General features: G+C 63.2%; 15 protein-coding genes. 8 read left to right on the plus strand and 7 right to left on the minus strand.

The features are described from left to right. Window positions 1-569 precede the first annotated feature (569 nt). Entirely contained in the window at window positions 570-1,976 is a 1,407-nt protein-coding gene (locus tag FAZ95_RS38055) for a UDP-glucose dehydrogenase family protein (RefSeq protein WP_137337432.1), read from the minus strand. Window positions 1,977-2,055: 79 nt separating this feature from the next. After that, window positions 2,056-3,444: an undecaprenyl-phosphate glucose phosphotransferase gene (locus tag FAZ95_RS38060; protein WP_137337433.1), complete on the minus strand. Its 1,389-nt coding sequence runs from the start codon at window positions 3,442-3,444 to the stop codon at window positions 2,056-2,058. Window positions 3,445-3,902: 458 nt separating this feature from the next. On the opposite strand from FAZ95_RS38060, the gene FAZ95_RS38065 reads away from it, so the two are divergent. Further along, window positions 3,903-5,435, plus strand: coding sequence for a mannose-1-phosphate guanylyltransferase/mannose-6-phosphate isomerase (locus FAZ95_RS38065; protein WP_137337434.1), 1,533 nt, complete (start codon window positions 3,903-3,905; stop codon window positions 5,433-5,435). A 13-nt stretch (window positions 5,436-5,448) separates the two neighbouring features. Here the strand turns inward: FAZ95_RS38065 and FAZ95_RS38070 are convergent, their stop codons facing one another. From FAZ95_RS38070 to FAZ95_RS38090, 5 genes are all read right to left on the minus strand, one after another. Continuing rightward, window positions 5,449-6,609: a DUF6566 family protein gene (locus FAZ95_RS38070; RefSeq protein WP_137337435.1), complete on the minus strand. Its 1,161-nt coding sequence runs from the start codon at window positions 6,607-6,609 to the stop codon at window positions 5,449-5,451. 651 nt (window positions 6,610-7,260) lie between these two features. Further along, window positions 7,261-7,842, minus strand: coding sequence for a DUF3501 family protein (locus FAZ95_RS38075; protein WP_137337436.1), 582 nt, complete (start codon window positions 7,840-7,842; stop codon window positions 7,261-7,263). 77 nt (window positions 7,843-7,919) lie between these two features. Then, window positions 7,920-9,257: a (Fe-S)-binding protein gene (locus FAZ95_RS38080; RefSeq protein ID WP_137337437.1), complete on the minus strand. Its 1,338-nt coding sequence runs from the start codon at window positions 9,255-9,257 to the stop codon at window positions 7,920-7,922. A 253-nt stretch (window positions 9,258-9,510) separates the two neighbouring features. Beyond that, the gene (locus FAZ95_RS38085; RefSeq protein ID WP_137337438.1) at window positions 9,511-9,933 is read right to left on the minus strand and encodes a rubrerythrin family protein; all 423 of its coding nucleotides are present in this window, start codon (window positions 9,931-9,933) and stop codon (window positions 9,511-9,513) included. Window positions 9,934-10,173: 240 nt separating this feature from the next. Further along, the gene (locus FAZ95_RS38090) at window positions 10,174-10,734 is read right to left on the minus strand and encodes a TetR/AcrR family transcriptional regulator (protein ID WP_137337439.1); all 561 of its coding nucleotides are present in this window, start codon (window positions 10,732-10,734) and stop codon (window positions 10,174-10,176) included. Between the two features lie 218 nt (window positions 10,735-10,952). On the opposite strand from FAZ95_RS38090, the gene FAZ95_RS38095 reads away from it, so the two are divergent. The 7 genes from FAZ95_RS38095 (at window position 10,953) to FAZ95_RS38125 (ending at window position 20,109) form a co-directional block, all read left to right on the plus strand. After that, window positions 10,953-11,981 carry a YncE family protein gene (locus FAZ95_RS38095; protein WP_254700207.1) on the plus strand — a complete coding sequence of 343 codons (1,029 nt, stop codon included), beginning with the start codon at window positions 10,953-10,955 and terminating at the stop codon, window positions 11,979-11,981. Window positions 11,982-11,996: 15 nt separating this feature from the next. Continuing rightward, window positions 11,997-12,968: a sterol desaturase family protein gene (locus FAZ95_RS38100; RefSeq protein WP_137337440.1), complete on the plus strand. Its 972-nt coding sequence runs from the start codon at window positions 11,997-11,999 to the stop codon at window positions 12,966-12,968. A gap of 331 nt (window positions 12,969-13,299) precedes the next feature. Continuing rightward, entirely contained in the window at window positions 13,300-14,976 is a 1,677-nt protein-coding gene (locus FAZ95_RS38105) for a methyl-accepting chemotaxis protein (protein ID WP_137337441.1), read from the plus strand. 33 nt (window positions 14,977-15,009) lie between these two features. Beyond that, complete coding sequence (locus tag FAZ95_RS38110; RefSeq protein WP_137337813.1) at window positions 15,010-15,501, plus strand: chemotaxis protein CheW; 492 nt, start codon at window positions 15,010-15,012, stop codon at window positions 15,499-15,501. An 8-nt stretch (window positions 15,502-15,509) separates the two neighbouring features. Then, window positions 15,510-16,889 carry a CheR family methyltransferase gene (locus tag FAZ95_RS38115; RefSeq protein ID WP_137337814.1) on the plus strand — a complete coding sequence of 460 codons (1,380 nt, stop codon included), beginning with the start codon at window positions 15,510-15,512 and terminating at the stop codon, window positions 16,887-16,889. Then, on the plus strand, window positions 16,886-17,632 hold the full coding sequence (locus tag FAZ95_RS38120; protein ID WP_137337442.1) for a chemotaxis protein CheW: 747 nt from the start codon (window positions 16,886-16,888) through the stop codon (window positions 17,630-17,632). Before FAZ95_RS38115 ends, FAZ95_RS38120 begins: the two co-directional genes overlap by 4 nt. Beyond that, complete coding sequence (locus FAZ95_RS38125; protein WP_137337443.1) at window positions 17,629-20,109, plus strand: hybrid sensor histidine kinase/response regulator; 2,481 nt, start codon at window positions 17,629-17,631, stop codon at window positions 20,107-20,109. Before FAZ95_RS38120 ends, FAZ95_RS38125 begins: the two co-directional genes overlap by 4 nt. Window positions 20,110-20,119 lie beyond the last annotated feature (10 nt).

Genomic DNA, 20,119 nt, shown 5'->3' on the forward strand with positions numbered 1-20,119 from the left:
GGACCGGGGTCACTTTTGTCCTTGCCAAAAGTAACCAAAAGCGCGTCCTCGCCGGACGGCTCGCCCGGAGGCACTCAACCCTGTTAGTACCGGTGTACCGAAGGCCACCCTCGGAAACCGTTACCACGCGCCGCACGCCCGTTAGCACGCGGCACAGAATTACGTCCGTTCGCGTCAAATCGAAGTTGAAGGTCAGGAAAGATCCGAAGGTGCTTGGCTTGCGATGCTGCTCATGCGCATGGACTCGCTTGAATCGTAGGCAACGTGGGGCGTGGTCAAATCGATCGCTTCGATTTGTTTCGTATCGGCGCAATTCGGTGCCGCGTGCTAACGGAACGCACGGCGCGTAGTAACGGTTTCCCACGGTTGCGCTTGGTACACCGGCCCTAACAGGGTTGAGTGCCTCCGGGCGAGGCCGTCCGCCTAGGACGCGCTTTTGGTTACTTTTGGCAAGACAAAAGTGACCCCGGTCCCGGGGAGGGACGGACCAAACGAACCGGCGCGAATTCAAAGTTTTCACGAAATCCTTGGCGAACGATCCAAATCCAACACCGCAAAAAACCGCAAAATCACCGCGCCGCGACGGCAACAGAACCCGCGCTTGCGCCGACAAAAGCGCCCCCGCGTCCTATCGCGTGATACTCCACCCCAATCTCACGCATCGCGTCCGGCTCATACAAATTACGTCCATCGAAAATCAAAGGCACCTTAAGCCCCTTCTTGAGACTATCGAAGTCTGGGCTCTTGAAAGCCTTCCACTCGGTAAGAATCACAAGCGCGTCAGCATTCTTCACAGCCTCCATCTGCTCATTAGCAAACGTCAGCCGCGCGAGCCACTCGGGCTCGTCCTGCAAATCGAGCTCAATGGCGCGCTTAGCGTCCCGAATCGCAACCGGGTCATACGCCACCACTCGCGCGCCACGCGCAAGCAAAGCCGCGATCAAGGTCCGGCTCGGCGCCTCGCGCATATCATCGGTATTGGGCTTGAACGCGAGCCCCCAAACCGCAAACGTGCGATCGGACAAGTCGTCGCCCAAGCGAGCAATGATCTTCTGCGCCAGCACTTGCTTCTGCGCATCGTTGACCGACGAAACGGCCTTAAGAATCTTCAGCTCATGCGAGTTCTCGGCCGCCGTGCGAATCAGCGCCTCCACATCCTTCGGGAAACACGAGCCGCCGTACCCACACCCCGCATACAAAAAGTCATAGCCGATGCGCGGATCCGATCCAATTCCGCGCCGCACGGACTCGATATCGGCGCCGATGCGGTCCGCGAAATTCGCGAGCTCGTTCATGAACGAAATGCGCGTCGCGAGCATCGCGTTCGCCGCGTACTTGGTGAATTCCGCCGAGCGCACGTCCATCCACAGCGTGCGTTCGTGATTGCGGTTGAACGGCGCGTACAGACGGCGCATCACCTCGCGCGCCTTCTCGCCCGGCACGTCCTCGTCGCAGCCGAGCACGATGCGATCCGGCCGCGTGAAGTCGTCGACCGCCGCGCCCTCTTTCAGGAACTCGGGGTTCGACACGACCGAGAACATGTGCTCTTCGCCGCGCGCGGCCAGCTCCGCCGCCACGGTCTCGCGCACGCGCAGCGCCGTGCCGACGGGCACCGTCGATTTGTCGACGATCACCTTGAAGCCGGTCATATAGCGGCCGATGTTGCGAGCTGCCGCGAGCACGTATTGCAGATCGGCCGAGCCGTCTTCGTCCGGCGGCGTGCCGACCGCGATGAACTGCACGTCGCCGTGGGCCACCGCGGCGCGCACGTCGGTCGAAAACTTGAGGCGGTTCGCCGCCAGATTGCGCGCGATGACCTCCCGCAAGCCCGGCTCGTGGATCGGAATGCCGCCGCTATTCAATACGTCGATCTTCTTCTGGTCGACGTCGAGGCAAAACACGTCGTGGCCGATGTCGGCAAGACATGCGCCCGTGACGAGACCCACGTAACCGCTGCCAATGATGGTCAGATTCATCCGTTACTCCAAGAAACAGGAAACTGAGCAGAAAAGGTCGCGAGGCCGGCATGCAGCGCGCGCTGCCGGCTTCGCGTCTTCAATACGCATTGCTGCCGGCAAAGCCCTTCCACAAGGTCAGAACGACGATCTTGATGTCGAGCCAGAAGGTCCAGTGCTGCATGTAGTACAAATCGAGCTTCACGCGCCCCATCATCTTTTCGACGCGGTCGGTTTCGCCGCGATAGCCGTTGATCTGCGCCCATCCCGTGATGCCGGGCTTGATCCGGTAGCGATGCATATAGCCGCGCACCAGATCCTTGTAGATGTCGTCGTGCTGAAGCGCGTGCGGACGCGGCCCCACCACCGACATCTCGCCTTTAAGCACGTTGATGAACTGCGGCAGCTCGTCGAGGCTCGTGCGGCGCAGGAAGCGGCCGACCGTCGTCACGCGCGTATCGTTCTTGGTCGCCTGAGTCACCGTGCCGGCCTTCTCGGCATGCACTTTCATCGAGCGGAACTTGTAGATCTCGAACTCGTTGCCGTCGAGACCCTTGCGCTTCTGCCGGAAGAACACCGGCCCCGGCGACGACAGCTTCACCATCGCTGCGATCACCACCATCACCGGCGAAAGCGCGGTCAGCGCGCAAAGCGCAAAGAGGCGATCGAAGACGAACTTAGGCAGGATGCGCACGTCGGTGATCGGCGACGCCGCCAAATTGATCGCGGGCACGCCCAGCAGATCGACCACCGCGTGATTGAACAGCGACAGGCTGCGCACATCGGGAATGAAGCGGATGTTGACGAAGTCGTGCTTGAACTCCGTCACCATCTTGTGAATCGTGCGCTCCTGCGAGATCGGCAAGGCGAGCCACAATTCGCGAATCGCGCGGCTTTTCACGAGATCCGTCAGCTTCGCGAAGTCGTGCTCGAGCGGCACGCCGGCCACCATCGCGGCCACGCCGCCGCCATTCACGCTCGCCTCCTCATCGAAGACGCACACCGGGCTGAATCCCGCATCGGGCCGCTTCTGCATCTGTTCGACCAGAAACTGCCCGTACTGCCGGCCGCTCACCACGGCAACCGCCTTCTGATTGAAGCCTTCACGGCGCAGCTGGCGCAGGATCGCGTAGACCAGCGTTTTCGTCACGAGCAACAGCGCGATCGTCGCCACGGCCCAATAGGCGAGCCACAAGCGTGACAGTTCCTCCGCGCGGTGCGCGCTGAAGCTCATCAAAATGCCCGTGCCTTCGACGATCAGCCAGCCGATCCCCACGCGCCACAACAGCTCGCGCACCGGCTTGCCGCGCCACGACTGATAGATGCCGAGCGACGGAAAAAACACGATGACCAGCACGCTGTTGAACGCGACCGCGATGGTTTCCATATCGTTGAGCCACACGAAGCGCCCTTCGTGCAGCCCCGCCGCGATGAGCGCGCCTAAAGCGGCCATGGCGATGTCGATGATTCTCGATAGAACGCTCAGCATCCGATACACCTCTGTTCGTCAGTCACGTTCCGCGTATTGGCGTATTGATTCGGTGTCGCGAGGGCTCGAACGCATTGCCGCGATTCGTGGAAACCCTTGCTTGGCGACAATGAAGCGGCATTAAAAAACTTGCTGCAAGTGCAGCAATATTTCGAAAATTATTCAGCAAGATTTGCCGAATTTTTTCCGATTTCGTGCGGAATGTTTTTCCGAAAGTGAGCGAAGAAAGCCGCGTGGACGGCCAAATCGGCGGGGCGTGAGCGCAATTTCGCATAGGCATGGGCAAACGAGCGCGCAACCCACCGCTCGACGCCACCGTCATGCGCAATTCATTTTTCCCAATTGTTTTCTATTTTTTTATTCGAAGCGATTCAAATTAACGAAACACGATCTTTTATTGTGAATTTACGTCGTGCTAAAACTTGAGGCATTCCTTTTCATGCCCAAGGAGTCCCACCATGATTGCTCCGGTTGCTGTGACCGACGCCGATATCGACACCAAACACGAACAGGAACGTCCGCGCGCGGCGGGCGTGCGGCTCGAAGTGCATCCCGTGATTCTGGCGGGCGGCTCAGGCACGCGCTTGTGGCCGATGTCGCGCGAGCACTATCCCAAGCAGCTCATCGGCTTGCTTGGCGACGAGTCGCTACTTCAATCGACTACCCATCGCCTCGAAGGACTGACAAGCGGATTTGCGCTCGCGGAACGCGTCACCGTCGTCTGCGGCGAAGAACACCGCTTCACGACCGCCGAACAATTGCGCATGAGCGGCCATGCCTCGCGCATTCTGCTCGAGCCGCTCGGACGCGATACGGCGCCCGCGCTGACGGTCGCGGCGCTCGATATCGCCGCCCATGCCGGCGATGCGCTGATGGTCGTGATGCCGGCCGATCACGCGGTTGCCGATCTCGAAGGCTTCCAAGCCGCCGTAGCGGCCGGCGTTCACTACGCGTCGGAGGGGATGATCGCGACGATGGGCATCGTCCCCGATCGTCCGGAAACGGGCTATGGCTACATCCGCCTTGGCCAGCCGGTCGGCGAAGCGGGCGGGATCGCGGCGCGCAAGCTCGAACGCTTCGTCGAGAAACCACACGTCGAACTCGCGCAGCAGTACGTCGCGTCGGGCGAATATTGGTGGAACAGCGGCATCTTCATCGTGCGCGCATCGACGTGGCTCAAAGCGGTCCAGCACTTCCAGCCGGCCATTCACGAAGCCTGTGTGCGCGCGCACGCAAGCGGAAAAACGGACGGCGACTTTTTCCGGATCGACACTCAAGCGTTTGCCGGCTCACCGTCGAACTCGATCGACTACTCGGTGATGGAGCCATTGAGCAACGATCAATCCGTGTGCGGCAGCGTGGTCGTGCCGCTGAACGCGGGGTGGTCCGACGTCGGCTCGTGGGACGCGATCTGGAAGATTCTGCCGAAGGACGACAACGGCAACGTGGCGCGCGGACGCATCATGTTCGAAGGCGCGCAATCGACGCTCGCCCACTCCGAAGGCCGCCTGATCGCCTGCGTCGGCACGCAGGATCTCGTCGTCGTCGAGACGGCCGATGCGATTCTCGTCGCCGAGAAATCGCACGTGCAGGAGGTCAAGAAGATCGTCGGGCGCCTGAAGGCGGAAAGCGGCCCCGAAGCGGCGAGCCACCGCAAGGTGCATCGCCCGTGGGGCCACTACGATTCAGTCGACAACGGGGAACGCTTTCAGGTCAAGCGCATTGTCGTGAAGCCGGGTGCGCGGCTCTCGCTGCAGATGCACCATCACCGCGCCGAGCACTGGATCGTCGTACGCGGCACCGCGCTCGTGACGCGCGGCGAGGAGTCGTTCATCCTGTCCGAGAACGAATCGACCTACATTCCGCTCGGCGTCACGCATCGGCTCGAAAACCCCGGGAAAATGCCGCTCGAAATCATCGAAGTGCAGTCTGGCGCCTATCTCGGCGAGGACGACATCGTCCGCTTCGACGACAAATACGGACGCGAATGAATCGCGTCCCCGCTCATCCGACCTGGTAAAGCAGTTCGGATGACTTAGCTTCCGAGCGGCCGTCCTTAGCGGCGCGCCGCTCAGGAACGATGCGCTTGACCACCGGTTCGAGCGGAAGCGTGATGCTCGTTACCGTCGGCTTGGTCGGGACCGGCGGCATCGCGGCGGAAGAGGCCGCAGAGTCAGAAACGGATGCCGGCACGGGCGGCGCCAGCGGCACGGCCGGGGTCTCGGCGGCGCTTTCGTTTTCGTCCTCGATTGGCGAGACGCGGTCGACCGCTTCCGTGCGGCTTTCCCCTTCGATCCAGTCGCGCCCCCAGTCGAGCGCGAAATGCCGGGCGGCTTGCGCATCCGTGAAGCGCGGCCCGATCAGCCCGGAGCGCTCGATGCGCTTGCCGTCTTTCACGATTTCCGTCCACGCGCGGTACATCAGCTTCGCGACGGGCTGCGCCGACGCGTAGATCGTGTAGCCCCTGTAGTGGTCGACTTGCGCCTCGCTCGACGCGAAATTCATCCAGGGCGTGCCGCGCGGAAGATCGCGCTTGGCTGCTTCGCCCGGTGGACCGGCCAAACTGGCGTCAGCCGACGGCGCCAGGCTCCGGACCGGGTCGGAAGGTGCCGATCGAGTCGCTGCCCATGCTTCGGCGCGCAGTCGCAAGCCTTGCAGAGCGCCGGCATCGAGCTCGGGCTCGAGCTCGGACTCCGGCAGCGCCTCGGCGCCAGCAAGCTGGCGCGTCATCGCGGCAATCGGGTCGCCCGGTGCGCAAACGTTTGCGGCGCCCGGCGACGCATGCCACGATTCGGGATTCTTCCAGAACACGCCGCGCAGACGGTCGATGTCGGCAGTCGGCTCGGGGCGCGGTGCGGAGACCGGCGCCGGGGGTTCAGGAATATAAGCGAACGTTCGTCCGAATTCCTTCAGCACGCGGATCATTTCCATCATCGTGCCGTCGACCAGCCATTCTTCGAAACGGCGCCGGCAAGTGGGCCCGGACGGATAGCGTCCCGGCAGCTTCGACCAGGGGTTGCCCGTCGTGAGGATCCACAGCACGGCGTTCACCACCACCCGCGTTTCGGCGCGGGGTCTGCCTCGACGATTCAGGCGCACAGGTTCATCGGCCACCAGACGGGATAGTCGTTCCCATTCGTCGTTGTTCAACTCATCGAAGAACATGCTTTTCTCCACGCGGCCAGGCCGGGCCGCGACTATCGGCGAATGACGGCAGGTCATGCGCATTCGCCATTTGGTTGCACAAATTGCTGGTTCACTGGGCGCATCGGTCAAATTCGCACGTATGCAGTGCAGAATTTCCCTAGCTTGACGCACAAAACTCGGTCTCACTCGTGCATGGGAAAAATTGTGCAGGAAGCATACCATCGCTAGGGTTTGTCTGAATATGCTGCGCTCTTTATGTTACGTACAGAAACAAGTTGGCCGCAATTCGTTACAGAATTATGAATTGATTTTTTGATTCGATCGTTATCGATCCAGGTGGAAAGCGACCGTAAGGCACGACGCTTGAGACCTCAGCCGCTAGCGGCTAAGCCGGTGGAACCGGGCTCACACCATACAGCAAAAGGCATAAATCAATAGAAAATGACTGGTAAGAATTTGCAAAGAGGATGTAAAAGCGTATTGAGTTTTGCCAAGCGAGCTTTTACGAACGAATGGAATGGAGAGGCAATCGAGGAGAGAGAGGCGGCATGCGTCGAGCACGCCGCATCGAGAGGGGAGGCTCAGGCCGAGCGGCCAAAACCGTATGGCTCGATGAGCCGAGCCTAGGGCCTGTTCACACTAACGACAGGCCCTAAAGGTTCAAGCGGTTCAAGCCAAGTCTTTGAGAAGTGAAGCGAGCACGACAGGCTCGATCGGCACGAGCGGCACCGGGTAGTTCGGATGGTCGCATCCCGCCAAAAGCTGCGCGCCCTGCTTCAGCTTCGCCTTCATGTGCGGCGTGAATTCGAAGCGCACGAAATGCACGGCCGAGGTCTTTTCGTCGTTCTCGCGATCGAGGTCTTCGTCGGCGATCGCAAACACCGGCGCCTCACCGTCCACCTGCATGAATACGCGGTCCTCGATGCCGATCAAACGACCCAGCGCCGCGCGGCGCTCGATCACGTTGTCATATTCGATCTGCATCGTCGCGATGAGGTTGTTGCCGGTGGGCACGAGCGGCAGGTACGTGTTCAGCTCGCCGAGGATGCCTTCTTCGTCGAAGATCTTTTCGATGTGGAGCATTTCCTGAATTTGATAGCGAATCGTCGTTTCGTCTTCGAACAGGAACACGATGTGGTTGCCGAGATGCACGGCACGCGTTTTCTTATGTTCGATCACCCGTGCGCGCATCTCGGTGCGCACCTTCGAATAAGCCTCGAGTGTCAGCAGCGAATTCCTGGAAATGGTCATTGCGCGTTCCTTGCATAAAAAGAATAGGAGCGGCCTTAAGCGAGCCGGCTCTTGAACGTCATGCGAACCTCATGCCGTCACACGCCATAGGCTTTGCGCAGCAACGTCAGCGGATGCGCCAGCGGCGTTTCCTTCAAGCCGTTTTCCTCGATGCCCTGGGCGATGTGGTGCCCGGCCAATTGGCAATCGGACGCAATGTAATCCGGCTCTGCCCCCGCCATCGCCTTGAATACCGGCGTGCCGATCTGCATCGCCATGCGATGAAACTCTTTCTTCACGCCGAAGGTGCCCGCATGCCCCGAGCAACGCTCGACCACGTTCAGCTCCGTGCCCGGCACGAGCGATAGCGTCTCCGATGTTTTGCGCCCGATGTTTTGCACGCGCCCATGGCAAGGCACGTGATACGAGATCTTGCCGAGTTCGCTTTTGAAGTCCGTCTTCAAGAGACCATCGCGATGGCGCGAGACAAAGTATTCGAACGGGTCCCAGAATGCCTCGCTCACGAGCTTGGCTTCTTCGTCATCGGGAAACATCAGCGGCAACTCGTGCTTGTACATCAGCACGCAGCTCGGAATCGCCGACATCAACGCATAGCCTTCGCGCGCGTACTTGGCGAGCACGGGCATGTTCTGCGCCTTCTTCGCCGCTACGCCATCGAGATTGCCTTGCTCCAAGAGCGGCATCCCGCAGCACGCTTCGCTCGACACGAGCACGTACGGAATCTCGTTGTGCGCCAGCACGGCGAGCAGATCGTGCCCGATGCCGGGCTCGTTGAAGTTCACGTAGCACGTCGCGTAGATCGCGACCTTGCCGGGCGTGCGCTCGCCGTCACGCACCGCATGCTCGGGCGACGCCTGCGCGTCGCTTCGAAACTTGCGCGGCGCGAAATCGGGCAGCCACGCGTTCTTGTCGACGCCCAACGCCGATTCCATCACACCGCGCGCAAACGCCGTATGGTTCACGGCGTTGATGGTCTGCGTGACGATCGGTATCCCCGCGAAGTTGCCGAGCGCATCGGTATTCGAAAGAAACTTGTCGCGCAGGCTCACGTCGCCGCGTTTGTATCGCGTCGCCTTCGCGCGCAGCATCAGATGCGGGAAATCGACGTTCCACGGATGAGGCGGCACGTATGGGCATTTCGTCATGTAGCAGAGGTCGCACAGATAGCACTGGTCGACGACTTTGGGATATTCGCTCGGGCTGACATCGTGCGCTTCGCCGGAATCGGTCTCGTCGACGAGATCGAACAGCGCGGGAAACGCGCCGCATAGCGACACGCAGCGCCGGCAGCCGGCGCAAATGTCGAAGACGCGCGCGAGTTCCTTATCGAGTGAAGCCTGATCGTAGAAATCCTCTGAGCGCCAATCCAGCGGGTGACGAGTGGGCGCCTCGAGACTGCCTTCCTTATGTGGCATGACATCACGCTCCTTGACGGTATCGGCCTTGAAAGCGGTGAGCGAAGTGGAGCTTTGCATGGGACCGGAGTAAGTGCTGAAGCGCTAACTCTGGTCGACAGGAGCCAGGCTCACGTCCGCGCTCGGGTCTGCGCCAAGGTCCACGCTCACAGACGGCAGCCTTGAAGCGCGCAGCACCCAGCCGGGCGCCGCGCGCTCTTGGAAACGGTGCTGGGCATGCCGGCGCGAGCCGGCATGCTTGCCCGCGCGTCAATCAATCGACGAGCGCTTCGAGCGCCTTCGTATAGCGATTGGCGTGACTGCGTTCGGCTTTCGCCAGCGTTTCGAACCAGTTGGCGATTTCGTCGAAGCCTTCCTCACGCGCCACGCGCGCCATGCCGGGATACATGTCCGTGTATTCGTGCGTTTCGCCCGCCACGGCCGATTGCAGGTTCAGGCGCGACGAACCGATCGGCAAACCCGTTGCCGGGTCGCCCACTGCCTCCAGATACTCCAGATGACCGTGCGCATGGCCCGTCTCGCCTTCAGCCGTCGAACGGAATAGCGCCGAGATGTCGTTCTGTCCCTCGACGTCCGCTTTGGCGGCGAAGTACAAGTACCGCCGGTTCGCCATCGATTCGCCCGCGAACGCGTCCTTCAGGTTTTGCTCCGTCTTCGTACCCTTGAGTTGTGTCATCTGGACCTCCTGTTGATCCGGCATCGTGGGGACGCGCTTTTCGTGAATTTGGGATCTGCAACGCTGGTAGGGAGAATGCACGCCGCGGCGCCCGCCGGAAAAGCGCCGTACTTTTAAATCTAGGAGGTGAAACGCCGGTTCCCAATTGGCATTTTCAATGCCAGCGATAGCCGGAACCGGCGCTAGGGAGGAAGGTGTAAAAATCGAAGGAGTTGCTGTGCTGCAGCACTTTATGCGGGACTAGGCGGCCTTGACCGTATTCACCACATCGTCGAGCCGTGCCTTCGAATGAAACAGGCGGCTTGCCATCACGCTGCCCTGGAACGACGCGAACAGGACGCGCGCCGCGCCTTCGGCCTTCCCGTTGACGCGCAGCGTGCCGTCGGCCTGCCCTTCTTCGAGCAATTTCGTGAGCCACGCCTCGTTCGTCTTGAAGAACGCCTGCACGGCGTGGCGGACGTCGTCGGGCAGCGACTCGATATCGGCCGCCAGCATGCCGCACAGACAGATTTGCGTCCCGTCGCCCATCACGCGGCCGAAGAGCTTCGCGTAGCGGTCGAGCTTCTTGTCGGCGGGCAGCGAGGCATCGATGGTGGCGACCGCCCCCATCACGTCGCGGCTATAGACGTTCACCGCCTCGAGCGCCAAGTCCTCTTTCTTCGGGAAGTAATAGTGGATGCTCGACGTCTTGACGCCGACCAGTGAGGAGAGATCGCGATAGCTGAAGCCGTTGTATCCGTGCGTCATCATCAGCGTCACGGCGTGCTCGATCAGTTGTTCGCGGACAGTTGAAGGTTCCATGCGCTTAAATTTATCTACCACTAGGTAGTTAGTCAAGCACGACAGCGGATGCTCGCTCCGGCGCGCTTGCGCGAAATTCTTCAAAAACCCCGCACCGTATAGCGGAAATGAAAGAATCGATGCGTATAGTGACGTGCGACCGCTTCACCATCGAACGCTTTTCTCAAGTGGCAGCGCTTCCGCTTGGAGCCGCAGCCGCACTCCGATCGCACACATCCATGAAGCTTTCCCGCCGTGAACTGCTAGGCCATAGCCTGGCCATTCCCCTCAGTCTCAGTCTGTCACCCATTCTCGCGCTTCGTCCCCGCAACGCCAGCGCCGCGGCATCGGCCTCGATACCGTCGCTCGCCATCGTGATGAACTCGGGTGAAGCGAGCGTCTCGGTCATCGACATGACGACGCATCAAGTGCTCCGCAATCTGCCGACGCTGCGCGAACCGAGCCACTGGGCGCTCTCGCCGGACCGCAGCAAGCTGTATATCGCGGACGCAAGCGGCAACGCGCTCTTCATCGTCGATCCGAAGACAGGCACCGCGCTCGGCCACAAGACCATCGCCGATCCTTATCAGCTTGGCTTCACGCCCGATCACCGCTATCTCGTCGTCAACGCGCTGCGCCTGAACTACGTCGATATCTACCGCGCCGACGATCTCTCGCTCGTCAAGCGCTTCTCGCCGGGCGGCATGCCGAGCCACCTCGATTTCTCGCCGGATTCGCGCTGGAGCTTCAACTCGATGCAGCAGTCGGGCACGCTCGTCTCGTTCGACCTGACCAACATGACGACGCGCTGGACCTCGAAAGTGGGCTCGACGCCCGCCGGCGTGCTCTGGCACAACGGCAAGGTGCTCGTCTGCGTGATGGGGGCCGACTATGTGGCCGAGGTCGATCCGGCCAACGGCAATGTTCTGCGCCGCGTTAAAACCGGCGTGGGCCCCCACAACGTGTTTCTCACGCCGGACAAAAGCACGCTTTACGTGTCCAACCGGATCGGCGGCTCGCTCGTCGCGCTCGATCCGAACACGTTCGCGATCCGCCGCACGTATCCGTTTCATGCCGCGGGCCCCGACGATATCGCGGTCGGCCCGGACGGCAAGATTTGGGTGACGCTGCGCTTCCGCGAGCAGGTTGCGGTGCTGGACCCCGTGAGCGGCAGCTACCAGACGATCGACGTGGGCCGCTCGCCGCACGGCATCTTCCTCACGACCGAGTTGAGCCGTCCGGGGCTCGTCACCGCCGAAACGCTATAAAGAGGCTAACGCGTCATGCTGGTTTTCCTCGACCGATTCTTCAACATGCTCGCCGGCGAAATCGACCAGTACCTGGTCTTGCCGGTGCTTTATCACTTCGGCTGGATGGAGTGGGAAGAGCTCTCGTTCGATTGGGCGCTGATCTGCGTGTATGGATTCTTTGCCGTGATCGTGACGTACGCCATTTGCTGGCCGCTCGAAGCGATCTTCCCGATCGAGAAGTGGGACGACCGCAAAGCGGTGCTCACCGACGCGTTCTATACGGTCCTCAATCGCGTCGGCGTGCTGCCTGTCGTGGCCTTCCTCTTGTTCTATCAGGTGCAAGTGTGGGTGAACGGCTTCGTGGTCGCTCAAGGCTACATCCCGCCGACGCTCGAAACGCTGATCCCATCGCTGCTCGGGCACCCGATCATCACGTTCATCTGCTACGCGCTGATTCTCGATTGCGCCGATTACTGGCGTCATCGGCTCTCGCATTCGTTCCGCAGCTGGTACGCGCTGCATGCCTTGCATCACGCGCAGCGGCAAATGAGCTTCTGGTCCGACGACCGCAATCATTTGCTCGACGATCTCGTCGCCGGTATCTGGTTCGGCATCGTGGGGCTCGCGATCGGCATTCCGCCGCTGCAGTTTCCGCTGCTGTTCCTGTTCATGCGCTTCATCGAGAGCTTGAGCCACGCGAACATCAAGCTCTCGTTCGGCTGGCTCGGCGACCGGATTCTGGTGTCGCCGCGCTTTCATCGCTTGCATCATGGCTTGCGCGCGGCGGGCCGCAATTCGTGCAATTACGGCGCGGTGTTTCCGATCTGGGACATGGTGTTCGGTACGGCGGATTTTTCGGCGGAATACCCGCCGACCGGCGACAAGCGCGCGCCTGAATCGATGGCGACGGGCGGCTACCTTGCACAGCAGCTTGGCGGATTGCAGTTCTTTGTGGATGAGTTCAAGGCCGCGTCGAGAAGCAAACGCATGCGGCGGAGTGCGTGAGGCGCGGCGCGTCAAAACGCGGGCATTACGGACTTTCAATACGCTTTCTTTGCAGTTTTTATTGCCTTGTCATAATTACGGATTGACCGGCGCGATCCGGCCTATAGAAAATCCTTCAAACCACAGACAAGCGAGACCACGCGAGCCGTAACGAGCGGCATTGCCTTTGACCGGAAGGCCCGCCGCAACCGCCGAAGCATCGATCTGCCAGGCATTACTTGCACTTTTCGACGAAATGGTTCGCCGCGAAGTCGTTTAGCTTTAGGTCATTGCCGGAATTGCGCTCGTAGCACTGGCGCCCGCTTAATCACTTCAGAAAGAGGCATTGACGATGGCTACCGTGACGCCACGCGCGAACAGCACCCCCCTGCCCGGCGTTTCCGTCGGCGCAAGGTTTACGCTCGGCCGCCGCATTGTCGTGAGCTTCGGCGCGCTGTTCGTGTTGATGCTCGTGATGGCGGCGATTTCCTATACGCGCTTGCGCGCGATCGACGACGAAGCGGTCAGTCTGAACCGCGACTCGGTGCCCGGCCTCTACTACGCGGCCGCGTTGCGCATCACGTCGGTCGAGAGCTATGAGGCGCTGGAACGCGCCGTGTTCACCGCCGCCGACGACCAAGCCGCCAAACGCGATTTCGATCGTCTGGCAAACACCATGCGCACGTTCGACAAGAACGTCAGCGACTATCAAACCACGCTCTTTCGCGACGACGACAAAGCCCGTTTCGCTCAGTTCAAGTCGGCCTACGACCAATATCTGCCGCTCGTGAACGATGTCGTGCAGCAGGCGCAGACGTCGCGAGCGTCCGCGCAAGCCGCGTTCTCGCGCGTGCGGCCCGCCTGGGAGAACGTGATTCGCCAAGCGGACGTTCTCGTCGCGGAGAACCACGGCCAGGCCGACGATTCCGCCCACGCGATCCGTGATTCCGTCAGCGGCACCGAGTACACGCTCGCCACGGCGCTCGGCGTCGTGCTGCTGGTCGCGCTCGTGACCGGCTATGCGCTCTTGCGCGCGGTGACGGTGCCGATGGCGCGGCTCGTCGAAGTGCACGACGTGATGCGCACCGGCAACCTCACGCAGCGGCTGAACCTGCGCCGCAACGACGAGTTCGGCACGCTCGAGGACGGCTTCAACCGCATGGCCGAGGAGCTCACGAGCCTCGTCGCGCAGGCGCAGAAGTCGTCGCTGCAGGTGACGACGTCGGTCGGCGAGATCGCGGCCACGTCCAAGGAGCAGCAGGCCACCGCGAGCGAAACCGCCGCAACGACCACCGAGATCAACGCGACCTCGCGCGAAATCTCCGCCACGGCGCGCGATCTGCTGCGCACGATCAACGAGGTGTCCGCGGTCGCGGAGCAATCGGCGACGCTCGCGGGCGCGAGCCAGAGCGGCGTCGCGCGCATGGAGGAAACGATGCGCGGCGTGATGGAAGCCGCCGGCTCGGTCAACGCGAAGCTCTCGATCCTCAACGAGAAGGCCGTCAATATCAATCAAGTCGTCGCGACGATCACGAAGGTCGCCGACCAGACCAACCTGCTCTCGCTGAACGCCGCGATCGAAGCCGAAAAAGCCGGAGAATATGGGCGCGGCTTCGCGGTGGTCGCCACCGAAATCCGCCGCCTCGCGGACCAGACAGCCGTGGCCACCTACGACATCGAGCAGACCGTCAAAGAGATCCAATCGGCGGTCTCGGCAGGCGTGATGGGCATGGACAAGTTCTCCGAGGAAGTGCGCCGAGGCATGCGCGACGTGCAGGACGTGGGCGGTCAGCTCTCGCAGATCATCAACGAGGTGCAGGCGCTCGCGCCGCGCTTTGCGCGCGTGAACGACGGCATGCAGACGCAGGCGAACGGCGCCGAGCAGATCACGCAGGCGCTTTCGCAACTGTCCGAATCGGCGCAGCAGACCGCGGAGTCGCTGCGCCAGTCGTCGCAGGCGATCGACGACCTCACGCTCGTCGCGAACCAGCTTCGCACCGGCGTGTCGCGCTTCAAGATCGAAGCCTGATTGACCGGCGCAACGCTTGAGCGGCCCGACGCGATGCTTTTTCTTCTGTTCGAACTCGACGGCGACCGGTACGCGCTCGACGCGGCGCAGATCGTCGAAGTGCTGGCGCTCACGCCCGTCAAGGCGATCCCCGGCGCGCCCGCATGGGTGGCCGGCCTATTCGAGCGGCACGGCGAGCCGGTGCCGGTCATCGACGTGCCGCAGCTCGCGCTCGGCCGCCCCGCGCGAGCGCTGCGCTCGACGCGGCTCGTGCTTGCTCGCTATCGCGTGAGCGTGGATGGCGCAGTGGCAGACCGCGCGCTCGGCCTGGTCGTCGAGCACGCGACGCAAACGCGCCGCATCGCGCGCGAGCAGTTCGCCGACAGCGGCGTGGCGACGCCGCATGCCCGCTGGCTCGGACCGGTGGCGAGCGATGCGGATGGCCTCGTGCAGTGGGTCGACGTACGCGACATGCTCGACGACGAGGTGAAGGCACTGCTGTTTGCGCCAGCCCCCGCCGAGGCCCAAACGGCGCCTGAAGCATGAGCGCAACCATGGACGCCGCCCACTCGCGCTACGAAACGTGGCTCGCCCGCGAAACCGGCATCGACGCATCGACGCTGGGCGTGCGCGCACTGTCGCGCGCGGTGCAGGAACGCGCTCGCTTGACGCAAGCCCCTGACGAAGCGCTCGACGCCTACTACCAACTTTTGATCGCCTCCCCCGAAGAGCGGCAGGCGCTCATCGAAACGCTCGTCGTGCCGGAGACCTGGTTCTTCCGCGACAGCGAAGCCTTCGCGGCGCTCGCGCGCCTCGCCGCCGAGCGGCTCGTGCGCGAACCGGCGCGCGTGCTGCGTGTCCTGAGCGCCCCTTGCTCGACCGGCGAAGAACCGTACTCGATTGCGATGGCGTTGCTCGATGCGGGCATCGGCGCCGAGCGATTCACGGTCGATGCGGTCGATATCAGCGAGCGCGCGCTCGCTCATGCGCGTACCGCGCTGTATGGACGCAATTCGTTTCGCGGCCGTGCGCTCGATTTCCGCGCGCGCCACTTCGGCGAGACACAGGACGGCTGGCTCTTGAACGAGCGCATCCGGCAAACGGTGCGTTTCACGCGAGTGAATCTGTTCGACGCAACGTCCAGCGGCGATGCGTCATATGACTTCATCTTTTGCCGCAACATGCTGATCTACTTCGGCCGAGACGCGCAGGACCACGCAATTCGCCGCCTCAATGCGCAGCTCGCGCCGGGCGGCACGATTTTCGTCGGGCCTGCGGAGACCGGCTTGATGATGCGGCATCCGTTGAGTTCGGCGCGCATTCCGCTCGCGTTCGCGTTTCAGCGTGCGATTCCGGAGGAAGCGGCCGCGCGTGCGGCGCGTGTGTTGCCGCTTTGCGTGCCCGTGTCGGTGTCCGTGCCGACGGCGCGCAGCGTCGTGCCGCCGGAGCCGGCGCTGCCCCTCAACAGGCCGCGCCAAACGGCGGCATCGGCTGCGGCGCCGCTTTATACACCGCCGAGGCTGATCTCCCCGCGTGTTCCCGTGGCGCGTCAAACGACAGCACCGCCGCAGTCCGCAGCCAATCAAACCGCCACGCTCGACGACGCCCAACGCTGCGCCGACGCGGGCCGTCTCGACGAAGCCGAAATACTTGCGCACGCGGTCATGAAACAGCACGGCCCGCACGCGGACGCGTTCTACCTGCTGGGCCTGATCGCCGACGCACAAAACCGCAGCGCCGAAGCACGCGAGCACTACCGCAAAGCGCTCTATCTGGAGCCCGCGCACTACGAAGCACTCACGCATCTGGCCGCGCTGCTCGACATGATCGGCGATGCGGCGGGCGCGCAGCAACTCATGCGGCGCGTCGAACGCGCGAAGCCGCGCGCGAATGCCACCAGCGGCACGCGTGAATCCCCCGTGAGGACGCCATGAATCGCGAGGACGCCGCCACGCCAAGCGCCACCGCGCCCGTCGATGCTTGCTGGAATCGCATCGGCACGCGCGGCGACGGTTCGTGCGAGCAACTGTCGACCTATTCGCGCTGCCTGAACTGCCCCGTCTTCGAGCACGCCGCATCCAAGCTGCTGGATCGCCCGCTCGACGACGCGGACCTCGCCGCCGCGGCACAAGCCGCGCGCGCGACGAATGCCGATCGAGCGGTTCGCGCCTCGAGCCGCAAAGCGGCCGGCGCACCCGGTGCAAGCTCAGCCGCGGCAGCCCCCCACTCCGCCCTCGTGTTCCGCGTCGCCGACGAATGGCTCGCGCTGCCGAGCACGGCACTCAAGCAAATCGACGACATTCGCCCGATCCATTCGCTGCCGCACCGGCGCAACCGCATCGTGCTCGGGCTCGTCAACATTCGCGGCGCGCTGACGGTCGCCGTATCGCTCGCGGAGCTGCTGCATCTGGACCGCACCGCCTCCGTCGCGAACGCGCCGCGCAAGATCTATCCGCGCATGCTGGTAGCCGCGCATCGCAGCGAGCCTGTCGCGTTTCCGGTGGACGAAGTCGAAGGCGTCGTGCGCTTTGCCGCGAGCGAGCTGCTGCCCGTGCCGACGACGCTTGCGCACACAACCCATTCGCATGCGAGCGGCGTGCTCGCGTGGCGCGACACCACGATCGGCCTGCTCGATCCGGACCGCGTGTTCGAATCGCTTGCCGGGAGCCTGCGATGAAACAGCCCCCACGCTCACCGCGTTCGCTGCCCCCCGAGGGGGCGCCTCTGTCCGCTTGGGGCGGCCCGGCGCGCACAGAGGGCACCGACGACGACCTGAGCCACGTATCGCTGCTCGATCTGTTCCGCGAGGATGCGCTCACGCAAACGCGCGTGCTCTCCGATGGGCTGCTCGCGTTGGAGCACACACCCGCCGATGCCGCCGCGCTCGAAGCCTGCATGCGCGCGGCGCATTCGCTAAAGGGCGCCGCGCGCATCATCGGCTTGCAGGATGGCGTCGACATCGCGCATCTGATGGAAGAGTGCTTCGTTGCCGCGCAGCGCGGCGAGCTCACGTTGAGCGCGTCGCATATCGATGCGCTGTTGCACGGGATCGATCTGATCGTGCGCGTCGGCGATACGAATCCGGCCGCTGCTGTCACGCGCGCCGACGTCGATACGTTCGCGATGCGGCTCGCCTCGTCGCATGCCGCGCCTGGGCAGGATGCAGCGGCAACGAGCGGCACTCGCGCAACCTCCAGCGCCGACGAAGAGGCAACCATGCGCGCCGCGCTTGCGCTGCTCGGCGCGGATACTGCGGCGCTTGCGTCGTCAAGCCCTGGCCCTGCGCATACGGCTGACACCGGCGCCACGGAGCCCACTCCGAGCCGCACTGCGGACGACTCAACCGCTCGAGCATCCGAAGCGCCGACCGCATCGCTCGCACAAGCCCCCGCTCGCGAAAGAACGACACGCGAACCCGACCGCATGCTGCGCGTGCGCGCCGACAACCTCGACCGATTGCTGAGCCTCTCCGGCGAATCGCTCGTCGAATCGCGCTGGCTCAAGCCGTTTGCCGAATCGATGCTGCGCGTGAAGCGCACGCAACGCGACGCGGCGCGCGCGCTCGATGCGTTCTACGACGCACTCGCCGACCGCCTGGACCCGCTGACGCTCGCGGCGCTCGGCGACGTGCGCGCGATGCTCTCCAACACGCAGCAACTGCTTGCCGCGCGCGTCGACGAACTCGACCGGTTCGATCGCCGCAGCACCCACCTCGCGCAACAGCTCTACGACGAAGCGCTGCAATGCCGGATGCGCCCGTTCGGCGACGCGACGCACGCCTACCCGCGCCTCGTGCGCGACCTCGCGCGCTCGCTTGACAAGCGCGTGCGCTTTTCGATCGTCGGCGCGGCCACGCAGGTCGATCGCGATATCCTCGACATGCTCGAGGCGCCGCTCGGCCACCTGCTGCGCAACGCCATCGACCACGGCGTGGAAACGCCCGACGAGCGCGAAGCGAAAGGCAAACCGCCCGAGGCGACGCTCACGCTCGACGCGCGGCATAGCGCGGGCAAGCTGCTGATCAGCGTCAGCGACGACGGCGCGGGCATCGATCTCGATCGCCTGCGCGAGGCCGTCGTGCGCCGGCAGTTCGCGGACGAAGCAACAGCGGCCCGCCTCAGCGAACAAGAGCTGCTGGAATTTCTGCTGCTGCCGGGCTTCTCGATGCGCGAGCACGTGACCGACGTGTCGGGGCGCGGCGTCGGGCTCGACGTCGTGCGCGAAATGGTCACCGCCGTGCGCGGCACCGTGCGCATTCACAACGAGCCGGGCCAAGGCACGCGCTTCGTGCTGCAACTGCCGCTCACGCTCTCGGTGATTCGGAGCCTGCTCGTCGAAGTGGGCGGCGAAGCGTACGCATTCCCGCTCGCGCACGTGCGCCGCACGCTCGAATTGCCGCGCGAGCGCTTGGACATGCTCGAAGGACAGCAGCACTTTCCGTTCGAAGGACGGCCCGTCGGGCTCGTCACCGCGCATCAATTGCTCGGCGCGAACGCACCCGAGGAAACGCGCGAGAACGTGGCTGTCGTCGTGATCGGCGACGAGCACGAGACCTTCGGCGTCGCGGTCGACCGCTTCCTCGGCGAACGCATGCTCGTCGTCCAGCCGCTCGATGCGCGCCTCGGCAAAGTCAAGGACATCGCCGCGGGCGCGCTGATGGAAAACGGCGACGTGGTGCTGATCGTCGATATCGACGACCTCTTGCGCTCCGTCGACAAGCTCGTGCGCGGCGGCCAGCTCGACAAAGTGCGGCGCATCGAAGGCGTTGCGGCCCGCCGGCGCAAGCACGTGCTCGTCGTCGAGGATTCGCTGACCGTGCGCGAACTCGAACGCAAGCTGCTCGAAAAGCGCGGCTACGCGGTGACGGTTGCGGTGGACGGCATGGACGGCTGGAACGCGCTGCACAGCACGAACTTCGATCTCGTCGTGACCGATATCGACATGCCGCGCATGGACGGCATCGAGCTCGTCACGCTGATCAAGCGCGACGCGATGCTGAAGACCATGCCTGTGCTGATCGTGTCGTACAAGGATCGCGACGAAGACCGCCGGCGCGGCCTCGAGGCAGGCGCCGATTACTACCTCGCGAAAGGGAGCTTCCATGACGAGGCATTGCTCGATGCGGTGCGCGATTTGATCGGGGAGGCACGGTGATGCAGAAGAC

The organism is Trinickia violacea (assembly GCF_005280735.1).
GTDB classification, from domain to species: Bacteria; Pseudomonadota; Gammaproteobacteria; order Burkholderiales; family Burkholderiaceae; genus Trinickia_A; species Trinickia_A violacea.